This window comes from Leadbetterella sp. DM7, assembly GCF_040829825.2.
Classification (GTDB): domain Bacteria; phylum Bacteroidota; class Bacteroidia; order Cytophagales; family Spirosomataceae; genus Leadbetterella.
In genome coordinates, this window is the sequence record NZ_JBFOLH020000009.1 from 122,515 (window position 1) to 136,418 (window position 13,904).

12 protein-coding genes are annotated in these 13,904 nt (G+C 48.4%); 8 read left to right on the plus strand and 4 right to left on the minus strand.

What is annotated here, in order from left to right; translation table 11 throughout:
- Positions 1 to 63 precede the first annotated feature (63 nt).
- Positions 64 to 1,470, plus strand: coding sequence for an alkaline phosphatase (locus AB2U10_RS11940; protein ID WP_367914757.1), 1,407 nt, complete (start codon positions 64 to 66; stop codon positions 1,468 to 1,470).
- An 18-nt stretch (positions 1,471 to 1,488) separates the two neighbouring features.
- Here AB2U10_RS11940 and AB2U10_RS11945 read toward each other — a convergent pair whose 3' ends face one another.
- Positions 1,489 to 1,836, minus strand: coding sequence for a winged helix-turn-helix transcriptional regulator (locus AB2U10_RS11945; protein WP_367914756.1), 348 nt, complete (start codon positions 1,834 to 1,836; stop codon positions 1,489 to 1,491).
- A gap of 85 nt (positions 1,837 to 1,921) precedes the next feature.
- Here AB2U10_RS11945 and AB2U10_RS11950 point away from each other — a divergent pair, with 85 nt between their 5' ends.
- The 3 genes from AB2U10_RS11950 to AB2U10_RS11960 all read left to right on the plus strand — a co-directional run bounded on the left by AB2U10_RS11950 (position 1,922) and on the right by AB2U10_RS11960 (position 4,399).
- Positions 1,922 to 2,290: a DoxX family protein gene (locus AB2U10_RS11950; RefSeq protein ID WP_367914755.1), complete on the plus strand. Its 369-nt coding sequence runs from the start codon at positions 1,922 to 1,924 to the stop codon at positions 2,288 to 2,290.
- A gap of 254 nt (positions 2,291 to 2,544) precedes the next feature.
- Complete coding sequence (locus AB2U10_RS11955; RefSeq protein ID WP_367914754.1) at positions 2,545 to 3,102, plus strand: cupin domain-containing protein; 558 nt, start codon at positions 2,545 to 2,547, stop codon at positions 3,100 to 3,102.
- 184 nt (positions 3,103 to 3,286) lie between these two features.
- Entirely contained in the window at positions 3,287 to 4,399 is a 1,113-nt protein-coding gene (locus tag AB2U10_RS11960; protein WP_367914753.1) for an aldo/keto reductase, read from the plus strand.
- 43 nt (positions 4,400 to 4,442) lie between these two features.
- Here AB2U10_RS11960 and AB2U10_RS11965 read toward each other — a convergent pair whose 3' ends face one another.
- Positions 4,443 to 5,786 carry a dienelactone hydrolase family protein gene (locus AB2U10_RS11965; RefSeq protein WP_367914752.1) on the minus strand — a complete coding sequence of 448 codons (1,344 nt, stop codon included), beginning with the start codon at positions 5,784 to 5,786 and terminating at the stop codon, positions 4,443 to 4,445.
- Positions 5,787 to 6,177: 391 nt separating this feature from the next.
- Here AB2U10_RS11965 and AB2U10_RS11970 point away from each other — a divergent pair, with 391 nt between their 5' ends.
- Positions 6,178 to 6,711, plus strand: coding sequence for a hypothetical protein (locus tag AB2U10_RS11970; protein ID WP_367914751.1), 534 nt, complete (start codon positions 6,178 to 6,180; stop codon positions 6,709 to 6,711).
- 115 nt (positions 6,712 to 6,826) lie between these two features.
- Here the strand turns inward: AB2U10_RS11970 and AB2U10_RS11975 are convergent, their stop codons facing one another.
- Both AB2U10_RS11975 and AB2U10_RS11980 read right to left on the minus strand, forming a co-directional pair.
- Positions 6,827 to 8,020, minus strand: coding sequence for a dioxygenase family protein (locus tag AB2U10_RS11975; RefSeq protein ID WP_367914750.1), 1,194 nt, complete (start codon positions 8,018 to 8,020; stop codon positions 6,827 to 6,829).
- A 67-nt stretch (positions 8,021 to 8,087) separates the two neighbouring features.
- Positions 8,088 to 8,957, minus strand: coding sequence for a LytTR family DNA-binding domain-containing protein (locus tag AB2U10_RS11980; protein WP_367914749.1), 870 nt, complete (start codon positions 8,955 to 8,957; stop codon positions 8,088 to 8,090).
- Positions 8,958 to 9,127: 170 nt separating this feature from the next.
- Here AB2U10_RS11980 and AB2U10_RS11985 point away from each other — a divergent pair, with 170 nt between their 5' ends.
- From AB2U10_RS11985 to AB2U10_RS11995, 3 genes are all read left to right on the plus strand, one after another.
- Complete coding sequence (locus AB2U10_RS11985; protein ID WP_367914748.1) at positions 9,128 to 9,703, plus strand: RNA polymerase sigma factor; 576 nt, start codon at positions 9,128 to 9,130, stop codon at positions 9,701 to 9,703.
- A 77-nt stretch (positions 9,704 to 9,780) separates the two neighbouring features.
- Positions 9,781 to 10,830 (plus strand): FecR family protein, encoded by a 1,050-nt coding sequence (locus AB2U10_RS11990; RefSeq protein WP_367914747.1) that lies wholly within the window; start codon positions 9,781 to 9,783, stop codon positions 10,828 to 10,830.
- A 188-nt stretch (positions 10,831 to 11,018) separates the two neighbouring features.
- Entirely contained in the window at positions 11,019 to 13,865 is a 2,847-nt protein-coding gene (locus AB2U10_RS11995) for a TonB-dependent receptor (protein ID WP_367914746.1), read from the plus strand.
- Positions 13,866 to 13,904 lie beyond the last annotated feature (39 nt).

Genomic DNA, 13,904 nt, shown 5'->3' on the forward strand with positions numbered 1-13,904 from the left:
ATAAAGCAAGGCGTCGCCCGGTGGCTCATAGCTCACTACTCAAAGCCCAAACCTAAATTGTATATGAAAAGAAGAGATTTTTTCCGTAACGGTTCTTTTGCCTTTCTGGGCACCTCCTTGTTGAACGGTTCCTCTGCCTGGGCGGCAGGGCCTGTTTCCAAGACGCCGGCCCGTACCGCAAAGAACATTATTTTTATGGTCAGCGACGGCATGAGCACGGGAACGCTCAATATGGCCAGTCTTCTGTTAAGGCGGAAAGAGGGGCGCCAAAGCCACTGGCTGAGCCTCTACGAGGAGCAGAAAGTGAGCCGGGCGCTGATGGATACGGCTTCGGCCAGCTCGCTGGTGACCGACTCGGCCGCTGCCAGCTCCTCCTGGGGCGGTGGGGTGAGGGTGAATAACGGCTCGCTTAACGTGGGGCCTGACGGTACGTTCCATAAGCCCATCCTGCAGAAATTCAAGGCGGCAGGCAAGGCCGTGGGCTGCGTGACCACCGTGCCCATCACCCATGCCACCCCGGCCGGTTTCAGTGTAAACAGTGCCAAACGGAACGATATGGACGAGATAGCCACGCTCTACCTGCCGCTTCGGTTCGATGTGATGATGGGCGGTGGCCGCGAACATTTTATAGCGGAAAGCCGGAAGGATAAACAGGACGTGGTGGCCGCATTCCGTAAAAATAATTACCTGGTGATCACCGGGCGCCCGGAGCTGATGAGCAGTTCACCGGAGGAAGATAAGCCTCTGCTGGGAATCTTCAACGAGGGCGGCCTGCCGTATGCGCTGGACCATGCCCAGGATAAAACGGCCCGGGAAAATATCCCCACGCTGGTTGAGATGACCCAAAAAGCGATTGAGCGCTTAAGCCGGAACAAAAACGGTTTCGTGATGCAGGTGGAAGGCGGGAAGGTGGATTGGGCCGCTCATGCCAATGACGCCGCCGCACTGCTTTACGATCAGATCGCGTTTGACGAAGCCGCTAAAGTAGCCCTTGATTTTGCAGCAAAAGACAAAGAGACCCTGGTGGTGCTGACCACCGACCATGGCAATGCGAATCCGGGCCTATTTTACGGCAGTGATGCCAATAAGAACTTTGATACGCTTCAGCATTACCGGCATACGAACGACTGGCTGCTGAACGGCATCAACCGGAATTTTACACCCAAACAGGTAATAGAAAGGATAGAGTATGCCCAGGGGTGGGTAGCCAAAGAGGAAGAAGCCACCGAGCTGCTGAGGCACTATAACCAGCTGGATGAAAGCGGTCTTTATAATCCGCGAAAGCTGCCCTTCCGTTACCTGGCCCAGATTCAGGAACGGCGCACCTCGGTGGGCTGGGGGGCTATGGATCATTCGGCCGACTTCGTGGAGCTCGCCATGTACGGCCCGGGGAGTGAGCTGCTAAAGCCTTTTGTGAAAAACACCGACCTGCATAATTTTATGCTGACGGTGACGGGTGTGGCAGGCTAAACCAAACGCCCCGCCCGCTCACGAATGCCCCAAACCCTTTTTCCGGTGATTAATACCCCAGTCCCGGAGTTCGGCCATCACCTTTTTCAGTGTTTGGGAATATTCAGTGGCGGTATATTCGGTGCGTACCGGGAAACCGTTAATGACGGTTCGCGTGATGAGGTGGTTTTCTTCCATTAGCTTCAACTCATTGGCCAGAACTTTGGTGGTGAGCCGGGGGATGCTGCGCTCTATTTCCCGGAAATGCTTATTTCCTTCCCAGATGGAAATCAGGATCAGGAGCTTCCATTTTCCGCTGACCACGTCCAGGGCATCCTTTACCGGAAGCAGGGCCGACATGCAATTTTTGTGTTCACTTTTTTTCATATTCTGAAGCATTGATTACCTAAAGGTAACTGATTACAATAAGAAACCAAATGTAAATAATTTTGCAGCATCAAATTTAAAAAAGATGAAAAAAGACAAAATTATTTATTGGTCCATTACAGGCGTTTTCTCCCTGTTTATGCTGTTTAGCGCTTACAATTACCTTACAGCCCCTGAAATGCGCCTGGCCTTTGAACACTTAGGATTTCCGGATTATTTCAGAATAGAACTGGCCGTGGCCAAGATCCTGGGGGTATTGATCCTGCTGATCCCTTTTGTGTCGCGTGACTTTAAGCTGATCGCTTATGCGGGCTTTGCCCTGAATTTAATTTCAGCAACTATTGCCCATGGGGCGTCTGCTGATCCTACGCAGGCCGTGGTTATGCCCCTGGTGTTTTTAGCTGTACTGGCTACTTCTTACCTGTATTACCGGAGAACATATAAGGTAGCTTAAAACCGTCCCGGCATTTTATCCGGAATACGTTTCCTGTGTAAATCCGCGCGATTCTAAATGGAGGTTCATTTCCGGGCAGATAAGTTTGCCCGGAAATTTAACCCGGGACTGAACATTAAACGTTAATCGGGCCCCAAGCCTGAGTAAAAAGCTAAATCTCACCGACCAGTATCTCTTATCTACAGGAAATTTTGTTACTTTTGTTTACATCCCACACGCAATAGAATCATTTTCAAACCCTAAGTAAAAATAAAATGCCAACCCAAGGACAGATCATCACGAACCCTGCCACCGGAGACTCCTATGAATTTCTCGAAACTGCCCAGGACACCGGGGGAGTATCGGTAAGCATGAAAGCTACCCTGAAAAGCAAAGGCCCGGTAGTGCCGAATCATTTTCACGCTTTCCAGGACGAAACCTTCGAAGTAATCTCAGGGGAGCTAACGTTGTTACAAAATGGGAAGACTTCCCTCCTGACTGCCGGAGAAAAAGTAACCCTGCCTAAGAATGTCCCTCATAATCATTACAATAATGGCAATACAGAGGTGGTTTATATACACTCCGTAGAGCCGGCTTTAGACTTCGAGTACCTGATTGAAAACCTGGTTGGACTTCTTGCCGATGGGAAAGGGAAAAACGGGAAGACCGGCCTGGTCCAGGAGCTGGTATTCATGAAATACCTGGATAGTAAATCTTACCTGGCCGATATCCCTCTCGGCATACAGAAACTTTTGATGCATATAGTTGCCCCCGTAGGGCGGCTTTTCGGTTACCGGGCGATTTACAGGAAATACTCGGGCATAGAAAAATAGCAATTGCAGCTCCTTAAGCTACAGTTAAGGTGTTGACAAATGTCAGAGTGGAGCCTTTTCGACTGAATTAAAAGGGCACCATGGAAATATCCCATCAGTAATATTGGTAGTAAAAGCAGTAATCTGTATACGGGTATCCTGGTTTCTGCTCCCGAAATTTGTGCATGGAATCAACAGAATACCCATGAAGAATCGCAGAAATTTTGTAAAAGCAGGAGCCATGCTGGGAACAACCTTGTTTACTACGTCCGTATGGGGAGCAACCACCAAAGAACAGGATAGAGAAAACGGAACCCCGCAAAAGCTGAAAACCCGCCGGCTGGGTTCAGGAAACCACAGCATAGAGGTATCTCCCCTGGGCCTGGGCTGTATGGGCATGAGCTATCATCGGAGCTTTATCCCGGACCGGAAAACCATGATCGCCTTCCTGCGCAAAGCCCCTGAGCTGGGCGTAAATCTCTTTGATACAGCAGAAGCCTACGGGCCACTGGTGAACGAGGAGCTGGTAGGGGAGGCCCTGGCTCCGATCCGGAAAGAAGTGATGATCGCTACCAAATTCGGGTTTAAGGAGGGAAAGCCTGCGCTGGGACTCGACAGTCGCCCTGAAAGAATAAAGCAGGTGGTGGATCACTCCTTAAAAAGCCTGAGAACCGACTATATCGACCTGCTCTATCAGCATCGGGTAGATCCGAACGTGCCCATGGAGGATGTGGCCGGAACGGTAAAGGATCTGATAAAAGCCGGTAAAGTGAAGCACTTCGGGCTGAGCGAAGCCGGGGTAGAGAATATCCGGAAAGCGTACGCCGTACAGCCGGTAACCGCTCTGCAAAGCGAATATTCCCTGATGACCCGCCAGCCGGAAAATGATGTCATCAAGGTCTGTGAAGAGCTGGGGATAGGTTTTGTGCCCTACAGTCCGCTCAGCAGGGGCCTGATCACCGGGTATATCAATGAACGTACCCAATACATCGCTTCCAACGATAACCGGGCATCGCTTCCCCGCTATCAGCCGGAAGCGCTTATTGCCAACTGGCCGCTGATCGATATCCTGAAAGAGTTCGGCGACCACAGAGGCCTGACCGTGGCGCAGGTGGCGCTGGCCTGGCTGCTGGCTCAGAAGCCTTTTATCGTGCCTGTTCCCGGAACCACAAAGCTGGCTCACCTGCAGGAGAATATGGGTGCGGCGGAGTATGAATTTACAGGGGATGAGCTCAGCAAACTGACCGCCGATCTGAATAAAGTGAAGATCGTGGGCGAACGGTATACGGGGCAGTCGGCAGAGCAGACCCGGAAGTAAGAATGAGCCTGTAGGATATATGAGCGATTTAATGCCTTCATTTTTAATCCGGTGTCGATACGGTGATCTGATTAACAAAGATCATGTCCCGGTCAAAATTCTGCAGGAAATGTGCAGCCATAAAAGATTTGGAAGCTAAAACTTTTTCTTCAAACCGGGTTTTCCCGTTTATAATCACCTTGACGGGGCGATCCAGGTCTACCATAAGCGGTGAAATGTAAAGCGTAACCGAATCTGTCTGGGAGGTGATAAGGGTAAATGTGTTATCAAAGAAGGCAGCTCTGACCTGGCCGGTTTTTTCTCCGTAGTAGCGGACAGATTCCTCACCATCTGCGGAATAGGTTCTGACGGTATCGCTGAAATGATAGGGAGTAGTAGGCTTTTGGGTGTTAACGGAGATTTGTAGCCAGTCCACTCCTTTAAAATCATCGTCGTTGAATGACCGGTCGTACGTAACCCTGAGCGGCAGAGGATCCCGGTTAGTCACCTTTATGTGCTCAAACAGCAGGGGCAGCACTTCCTTTTCATACGGTTTATAGAAATGGGCTTTCCCCGGCATAAACCGGAAATTCCACTTCCCGCCGATTCTGTTCACATATTCAGCTTTGGTTTTGATGCTTCTCCAGTCCGTGATAGCATCCTTCTCGGCCGTAAAAGAAAAAACCGGGCGGTTGATGAGGTTCGGGTAAGCAGGCGATGAAGGAGGGAAACTATTGATCGGGTAAAAACAGGCAAACGGTGTCTGTACAAAAGAAGCGGCGTTGTAAACGCTTTTTCCGCCATCTGAAAATCCGGCAAGAAATACCTTGTTATCGTCTGTATTGAATATTTTCTTGGTTTCCGCTACCATTTTTTGCAAATGGGCGTAACCGTATTTTCCGTATATGGCCAGGTCATTTTTCAGGGCCGGAAATATTTCTATAACGTTATAGCCGTCAAGATAAGAAAAAGTGGGGTTGTCTGTAATGATCTCCTGCTCATACCTGGCCGGGTACTGGCTCCGGTTGAGCCAGCCGCCTTTGTAATAAACCAGTAAGGCGGTTTTATGCCGCGGATTATAGCCTTCCGGAATATAAACGAAGTAAGGAACGCGGTATTCGTCAGAAAGCTGCACCCAATACCTGCAGATAATTCCTGTTTTCTCCGGTTTCGGGTAAGCATTCCAGTGGCTTAATAAATAAAACAGGCTGTCAGCACTGATACGACTGTTATCTGCCCATTCCTTTATCCTTGATAAATAAGGATTGGATCCTACCCCTGACTTTTCAGGGATTAACAACCCGCTGAAGGCTGCACTGTCTGATTTCTGGACCAAAGCTTCCCACTTTTCCGATTGTGCATAGCTCTTGCTTACGAAAAGCGCGAGCAAAATAATCCAACGTACCATATACTTTTTTGCAAGGTTTCAAGAATATTCTCCATCTTAATACACTATAAACCGTGCTCCGGACAAAAGGTTACAACCAAACGGGCTGACTTGTTATTTTTTCAGCTTCTGCATCACCATTTCCGGCCAGGTAAGCCTTTGCACTTAGTTCTCTTTCTCCGTTACAAAAGGGAGGGTTATTGATCAAGCCAAACAAGGAACCCTGGCAAATAAATTCCCAGAATTAAATTTCTATATTTGCGCCAATAAACCATTGGAACCATTATTTGTGCAATGTTTTTTATTTCCTGCGGCAGCATGCCCTGTTAGTATCTGGTCAATGATCCACATTCCGGCCGTTGTTATTCAGTTAGTTTTATCAAATCTCAAGTCAAATAAAAGAACCCAAAAAATGAAAAAAATTCTTGTGCTCTTAACCGGTTTAGCTATTTGCTATCCTTTGTATTATTTTGTTGCCCATAACAATGGAATTCTATCGAAAATCCCCTTTGCAATAGTGGCGTTAGTCACCTGGTATCTTTTTATTACGGGCATAATGAGTTTTCTTAGAGAAAAATCCTATTATAGTGCACTAACCAAATTATTCTTGGCCTTAACAATTGCCTTAAGTATAATTACTTATGGGATTTTTGACCGAATTACTTTTGGAAGTATTGAAGAACAAGAGCAAAAACTTGAGGTATCGGGGAGTTTTGCTAATGCCAGAATTGTAGAAATCGACCATTTTGATCCTGTTACAATTAAAAGAAAAGAGTTTCCGGAACATTGGGAGGTCAAATATGAATTTGAAGATTCCCTCAGAAAAAGTTATTCTGGCACATTCAATCTCTTAGCTTTACCTGCTTTTAGTATTGGAGACATTGTTTTGGTCAAATATGTAAAAGATGCTCCTGAAATTAACAAAAGAGTAGCTATCGGGGATTAAACGGAAATGTCTCAGAAGCAGGAACAAGTCAGAGTGCTGGGAAGCCCAGACGTGTTCCCGCTTTCAAATAGGCCCTATTCTACTTGTAGAACTTTTTCTATTTTAGACACTTTCCTCACCGGTGCTCCGGCTCCGGCAAACCGAAATAATCTCCCCGGGTCCTGTCGAGGCTTTGGGAGATCAGCCTGAAATTCTCCGCTGTAGCTTTCAGGTTCACGTATTTATCTACGATGCCCCGGTGCTTGTAGATGATGAATGTATTATCCGCTTCCGGGTTTACCCGGTTCAGATGGGCTTCGGTGACCGTGTCAGCGAAAGAAGGTACAAAGGTTAGGGCGGTGTTTTGAATGCGGAGTTCTCTGCCCAGTTGCTCCAGCTCGCTTTCACGGGCTTTCCGGCTGTAAGACCGTTCGTTGCCATAAACAAAATAGACTTTCAGGTACTTTTCCCGTTTCCGGCTTTCCTGCTCCAGGTAGGAGAGCCATTTCTTTATCTCCGGCCAGTCAGGATGATTCCCTACGAAATAGATAATTCCGTGGAAACGGCCGTATTGGCAGACGGGGCAGGTCTGGGTTCCCTTATCCGGGCCATAAGCGTGAAAGGGAATAAACGAGGGCTGGTCTTCCCCGATGTTCAGGCCGGACGATACGATGGCTTTTTCGGGGTAGTTCGGAATATTCAGACCCAGGATGATATCGTGCTCGGCAATCTGCAGGCTGTCCTGCAGCAAGACCCGCACCACACCGCTTCCGCCCCGGTTCTCCTGCGGGTACCTCTTAAAATGCGGGATCAGCAATTTATCGTCGTCGAAGTTGATCTCATCTGTATAGTATTCGTTGGGTAGCTGAGGCTCTTTTACCGAAAGGTGAATATGGGCCGGCAGGGCCTCACCCGGGTAAGGGGCGGGACGAATGGTCCGGAGGGTGTATTGTCCGCGCGTATCCGTCTTTACCCAGCCGCGGATATGACCGTGACGTTTTACACGTTCGTCCATTCCTTCCCGGGGACTGTAATAACCGTCATTATCGGTCTGCCAGTAGTAAATGATGACACCGGGTGCCGGCGTTTTACCGTCTAAGCGGTATACTGTGCCCGTGACCACCAGCTTCTGCCCCTGCTCGTACCATCCTGCGCTGGTATCGGTAGCACGGATCACATCCGGCATACCGATATACATTAATTCACAACCGTCACAGCCGCCACCAATGATTTTTTGGGAATGTTTTTCATGTGAGGTAGTTTGCTGTGTCTGACCATGGCATCCTGTGGCCAGATACACCGTCAGGAAGGCAATAAATAGATTTTTCATTTGCTTTTTTGCAGCAAATATCTATCTCTCAATGCCTGACTATCAAACGGAATAAGGTAAGAGGTGGTTAATCTGGTGTATAACGATGAAACCGGGCCCTGAAGCCGGCCGTATAATTCCGGCTCAGGCGGAGCGGGGTGCCGTCAGACAGCTCCAGGTCATAGTCGCCGTTTAAACGGGAGCGGCACGAAACCACTTTTTCCACGTTGACGATGCAGGACTTGTGAATACGCACAAACTGGTTCGTCGATAGCCTGGTTTCCAAAGATCTTAACGTTTCGGTAAGCAGGTATTTTTTTACGGGGTGATAAACGTTGATATAAGGGGAATTGGCCGTAAAGTACAGGATATCTGTGGTTTGGATAAGGGTTTTCGTGTTATTTGTGTCAGGAACAAGCAGGGAACGGGGAAAACAGGTGCGCTCCGCCGGTTCTTCCCGGGGTACCGGCAATGTTTTATGCCCGGAAGTCCCGGCCGGCAGATCATCACTTTTTAACGCCAGCGACGATGCCCGTATGAGGGCAATAACAGGTACCGACAGGCCGTAAATAAGAAAAGTTTTAATGAAATAAGTGGTAAGGCCGTACTCAAAGGTCTGCCGGTAAGCAAATGTATGCCCGTAAAAGCATCCGGATATCAGCCACACCAGGGCGGGGTAAGAAAGCAGGTGAATGGCCGTGGCCAGAGCGGCATATAAAAATCCCTTCAAAGGCCTCCTGGCCGCCATCTTCCATTGAATATTCAGCAGGGGTAAAAAAAGCAGCCAGTAAGAACTGAACAGGAGCGACTCTGAAAGATAAAAGGAGGTACTCTGGACTTCGGAGAAGAAATAATCTATCCAGACGGTTATAAAAACCAACAAAACAAGCGCCTTCAACAGGAAAGCGTTACGCTTCTGCTGGCTTTGGCTGAAAATAATAACCTGCTGTAATGTCATGCTGAACCGTTGAATATCACCGGCTAAATTAGCAAAAAAAGCGCAGCTGAGGTGTAGCGCGTCGTGCAAATTCATGCAACAAGAATCTGCAGAATATTAGTTATGTAATATATAATGGTTATTTTTAGCCCGGTAATCGCTTTGGCACCCCGTTGGCAAAGCTCAGGGCTATGGATAAAGAGTTATTTAAAGAGGATCAGGCTTTATGGGAAGCCTTTAAAGCCGGAAGTGAGCCGGCTTTCGGGCAGATATACCGGCGTGAGATCCAGGCCCTGATCCACTACGGGAAGAAGCTGACCTCCGATACCGTGCTTATCCAGGATGCCGTACAGGACCTTTTCCTGGAAGTCTGGAACAGCCGTTTGCGCCTGGCCGATACCGATAATATACGCTTTTACCTGCTAAGAGCCCTTAGGAACAAGCTGAGCAAAAATATACCGGGTACCGTTACTACAGAGCCGAAGGAAGAGGATATTTCAGAACCTTCCATCGAATTTGTCCTGTTAGAAAATGAAGATCGGGATTCCCGCCTGGCCCGGCTGGAAAAAGCGCTGCAAAAACTCTCCAAACGCCAGCAGGAGGCCATTAACCTGCGGTATTACCACGATCTTTCCAATGAAGAAGTAGCCCGGATCATGGGTGTGAACTACCAGTCGGCCTGTAAATTCATCTATTCCGGCCTGAAGATCCTGAAAGATTGTATCATTTTCCTGTTTTGTAACTTGTTTATAAACAGCATTTTGTGAATTCATTGTAAAATTTCTCTAAAAAAATGGATTAAAAGGAGAGTATTTCTCCATTTACTAATAAACCGTTGTAAAGAATGGATCCCTCGAAATATCACCTGTCTGACTTCCTGGAAGACGACTCTTTCCGAAAATGGGCCCTGGAGGTGCCTTCGGCAGAGTATGATCAGTGGCAAAAGCATTTTGCCGCATCTCCGGGTATGCAAAAGAATATGCTGGAGGCCCGGCAGCTTATCCGGGACCTGAAGGATGCGCAGGCGATACCGGCAGATAAAGAGCTGGAAGAAAAAATATGGCGGTCTGTTCAGCCGCGGAAAGCCCGGATCAGTATCCTGACCGTCTTTAAAGTGGCGGCATCTGTGACGATATTGGCAGGTTTGTTTGGGTATTATTGGTATACAAAATCGCCTTTTGGCCCGAACGTTTCGCTGCTTGCCGTTGAAATTGTGCAAAGCAATGATTCTCAGCAAACCCGGACGGTGGCGTTAGAAGACGGTACACAGGTGCAATTGTCGCCGGGAAGCAGTATTCATTACGGGGAGACCTTTAACCGGTCAGACCGCAGGGTCGTCCTGGAGGGAGAGGCCTTTTTTGATGTGGCCAGAAACCCGGAGAAGCCCTTCCTGGTGATTGCTAACGGACTGGTCACCCGGGTGCTCGGTACCAGCTTTACCGTATCTTCCAATGAGCGGGAAGTGAGCGTTTCCGTAAAAACGGGCAGGGTAGAGGTGATATCCCAGGAAAATTATGAACGCCTGAAAGATGCCGATAAGCGGCAGTCGGCCACCATGGTGCTTAAGCCGAACCAGATGGCTGTATTTTCAAAAAAAGAGGCCAGTCTCACCCGGGCGCTGGTAGCAGAACCGCTGATTGTGAACCCGTCTGCCCGGCCGGCTACGCTGAGCTTTGACAATACCCCTGCCACTGAGGTTTTTGACCGGCTGGCTGACGCGTACAACATCGAGATCATTTATGACCCCGATACGTTCAGCCAGTGCCGGCTGACCGTAAGCCTCGAAGACGATCAGCTGTTTGAAAAGCTGGATGTGATCTGCAGGACATTTAATGCAGAATACCGGCTTTCTGACGCCAAAATACTTATTGAAGGAAAAGGATGTAAATTTTAATTATTTGCCTATGATCAGAACCGTCAATTAAAAAGCCGGATATGCTGCAACATAACCGGCTTAAGAAGTGCCCTTGATCCTGTCTCTGCAAAGAAGGCAAGGGCGAGCATGTCAACCCTAATTTTTAACAAAACTCAGTCAAAACTATGGAAAAAAATCGACAATTCGTCAAAGTCGCCCTGACTATTATGAAAATTACTTTCCCTCCTTTATTTATTCTTTTGGTGTCATTTGGTTTGACCATGGCCGGTGAAAGCAAAGGACAGGAAATGCTGGAAAAACGCCTTACGGTTGAGGCGGCCAATATTGAGCTTAAGCAACTGCTGCACAAGATTGAAAAACAGGCTGATGTGAGATTCAGCTTCATGTCTCACCAGGTGCCGGCAGATGAAAAAATAACGTTTCATGCTGAAAATGAAACGCTGGGAAGCATCCTGAGCGAGGTTTTGTTTCCCCTGAATTTACGTTACGAGGTGGCCGGAAAGTACATTGTGCTGAAAAGAGATCTCAATACCATAGATATCCGGCAGACCAGGGTGGCGCTTCAGCAATATACGGTGAGCGGTAAGGTGACCGATAACCGGGGTGAAGCGCTGGTAGGAACTACCGTTACCCTTAGCTATATGAAGAAGAGCCTGATGGTGGGTAACGACGGCAGCTTCAGCTTCCCTAACGTACCCAACGGTAATTATACCTTAACTTTTACAAGTGTAGGATACAAAGAAATCAAAAGAGAAGTAGCTGTTAACGGTAGCGATGTTTCGGTGAATGTTTCCCTGCAGGAAGATAACCTGCAGCTTGATCAGCTGATTGTTACTTCCAGCGGTTCAGCCAAGAAGAAGATCGAGTCGAGCGTAGCCATTACTACGGTGAGCTCCAAGCAGCTGGAGCAAAGACCCCCGCTGAACAGCACCGATATGCTGAAAGCTGTGCCCGGCCTTTCAGTAGAAAGTAGTGGTGGTGACGGCCCGGGAAGTGTACGGGTGAGAGGGCTTGCCAGTGGTGGAGGTTATGTTTTCCTGGGTGTAATGGAAGACGGCCTGCCTGTTCTGCCTACGGGCTACAGCACCAACCCCTCAGCAGACCAGTATTACAAAGTAGATCTGACGGTGAAGACCGTAGAAGCGGTTCGGGGTGGAAACGCCGCCATCATTATGGCCAATACGCCCGGAGCCCTGATCAATATCCTGTCGCAGACCGGCGGAGATAAATTCTCGGGCAAAGCCAAGTATACAAGAGGATTAACGCAGAATGCCAACCGTTTTGACCTGAACCTGGGTGGTCCGCTGAGTGAAAAGCTGAGATACAATATAGGCGGCTTTTACCGGGTAGATGACGGTGCCCGGCCCCCTTCGTTCAGGGCCAATGAAGGCGGTCAGCTCAAAGCTAACCTGACATACTTATACAAGAACAAGTCGCACATTCGGTTGTACGGTAAATACCTGAACGATAAGACAACCTGGCTGGTTCCTTCGTATTATGCCTACGACGGCAGCGGACAAGGCCTTGCCTTACCTGATTTTGACCTGCTGAAAGAAATACTGGTTCCCAGGGATACGAAATTTACCCTTACCAGCCCCGATGGCAGTGTCAGGAACTATGATTTTGCTGACGGAGTCAGAATGAACCTGTTTTCTGCAGGAGCAGAGATAAAACATACGACAGACGGAGAGTGGAATATTAAAAACAGCATACGGTACCAGAAAGCAAAAGGAGGGTTTACAGGATCAGTGGTTACGGCAGCTACGGCGTATAACCCTGCAGTAAGCTATTATTATCTTGACGGGCAGCAACTGGTAAACCCCTCGGGTTTTTATACAGGACAGTCACTCATAGGTTCAGATACCAAAGACTGGCAACTGGCGGATAATTTTGACGTGACAAAACAATTGGGAAAACACTTTATCTCGTTTGGCCTGGGTTTGCACCTCTATAATTCGCATGCTTATACGCTGGCAGGGACTTTCTATACCGAAATTAAGAACCAGCCCCGTATTTTACGGATTGCCAATAATGCAGGCAACGGCTTCTCAGGGGTAAATATTTCCAATTATGTGGACGGGCTCACCGCTATCAAATCAGCCAGTTTGGCCGATGAGATCAACTTCGGTAACCTGACGCTGGACCTGGGCGTAAGGGTGGATAATTTCAGAGTAAAAGGAGACCGCCTGAAGAACACGGCCCCCTTCACCAATACTACCGCCTACGATGAAAAGAATACATATATGAGCGCTTCAGCCGGTGTGAACTATAAGATCAACCGGGAGAATGCTCTTTTTGCCCGGGCTACCCGTACCTATAGTGCCATCAATATTGCCAATTATTCGGCCTTTAATTTTGATCCGTCAAGCTTTAAAGACCGGCATATATTTATGGCGGAAGCCGGTTATAAAGCCAACCTGGAGAAATTCTCTCTGTTCAGCTCCCTGATTTATGCCAGTCTGAACAATATCTCGTACTCCATGTCTATTCCGAATAAGACGGGTAGCTTCCTCAGCGTTCCTACTTTTGCTTCCAGCCGGAATATCAGCGCAGAGATCGAAGCCATTTACAGCCCGGTTAAAAACCTGGATTTCCGGCTTACTACTACCATCCAGGATAGCAAGTTTACCGATTATGGGGTGATTGCTCCGGATAACGCCCGCGATGACCTGGCCGGTAAGCCGTATATCTGGACCGGTAACCGGGCAGAGCGGATTCCGAACTATATGGCAGAACTCTCTATGGCCTATACGTATAAGATATTTGACCTTTTTGTAGGCTACCGCCAGATTGGTAAACGGTGGACGTCTCCCAGTAACGTATACCGCCTGAACGGGTATAATGAAATTTCAGCCGGGTTAGACATCCATATTCTTAAGAACCTGGGATTACGCGTATGGGGAGATAACCTGGGCAACAGCCGGGGTCTGACAGAAGGGAACATTCGTGGAGATCAGTTCCTGGCCAACGGCAATTTTGAAAAAGGCTCCCTGCAGATCGGGCGGATCATTCTTCCCCGAAGCTTCTGGAGCTCACTTACTTTCTCCTTCTGATATATAAAAACCTGTCGGTCGGCATTGCCGGGTTGCGGA

Bases quoted from the DNA above. Each gene is read 5' to 3' on its own strand.
- AB2U10_RS11940 (WP_367914757.1), top strand. From the start codon at position 64: ATGAAAAGAAGAGATTTTTTCCGTAACGGTTCTTTTGCCTTTCTGGGC.
- AB2U10_RS11945 (WP_367914756.1), bottom strand. From the start codon at position 1,836: ATGAAAAAAAGTGAACACAAAAATTGCATGTCGGCCCTGCTTCCGGTA.
- AB2U10_RS11950 (WP_367914755.1), top strand. From the start codon at position 1,922: ATGAAAAAAGACAAAATTATTTATTGGTCCATTACAGGCGTTTTCTCC.
- AB2U10_RS11955 (WP_367914754.1), top strand. From the start codon at position 2,545: ATGCCAACCCAAGGACAGATCATCACGAACCCTGCCACCGGAGACTCC.
- AB2U10_RS11960 (WP_367914753.1), top strand. From the start codon at position 3,287: ATGAAGAATCGCAGAAATTTTGTAAAAGCAGGAGCCATGCTGGGAACA.
- AB2U10_RS11965 (WP_367914752.1), bottom strand. From the start codon at position 5,786: ATGGTACGTTGGATTATTTTGCTCGCGCTTTTCGTAAGCAAGAGCTAT.
- AB2U10_RS11970 (WP_367914751.1), top strand. From the start codon at position 6,178: ATGAAAAAAATTCTTGTGCTCTTAACCGGTTTAGCTATTTGCTATCCT.
- AB2U10_RS11975 (WP_367914750.1), bottom strand. From the start codon at position 8,020: ATGAAAAATCTATTTATTGCCTTCCTGACGGTGTATCTGGCCACAGGA.
- AB2U10_RS11980 (WP_367914749.1), bottom strand. From the start codon at position 8,957: ATGACATTACAGCAGGTTATTATTTTCAGCCAAAGCCAGCAGAAGCGT.
- AB2U10_RS11985 (WP_367914748.1), top strand. From the start codon at position 9,128: ATGGATAAAGAGTTATTTAAAGAGGATCAGGCTTTATGGGAAGCCTTT.
- AB2U10_RS11990 (WP_367914747.1), top strand. From the start codon at position 9,781: ATGGATCCCTCGAAATATCACCTGTCTGACTTCCTGGAAGACGACTCT.
- AB2U10_RS11995 (WP_367914746.1), top strand. From the start codon at position 11,019: ATGAAAATTACTTTCCCTCCTTTATTTATTCTTTTGGTGTCATTTGGT.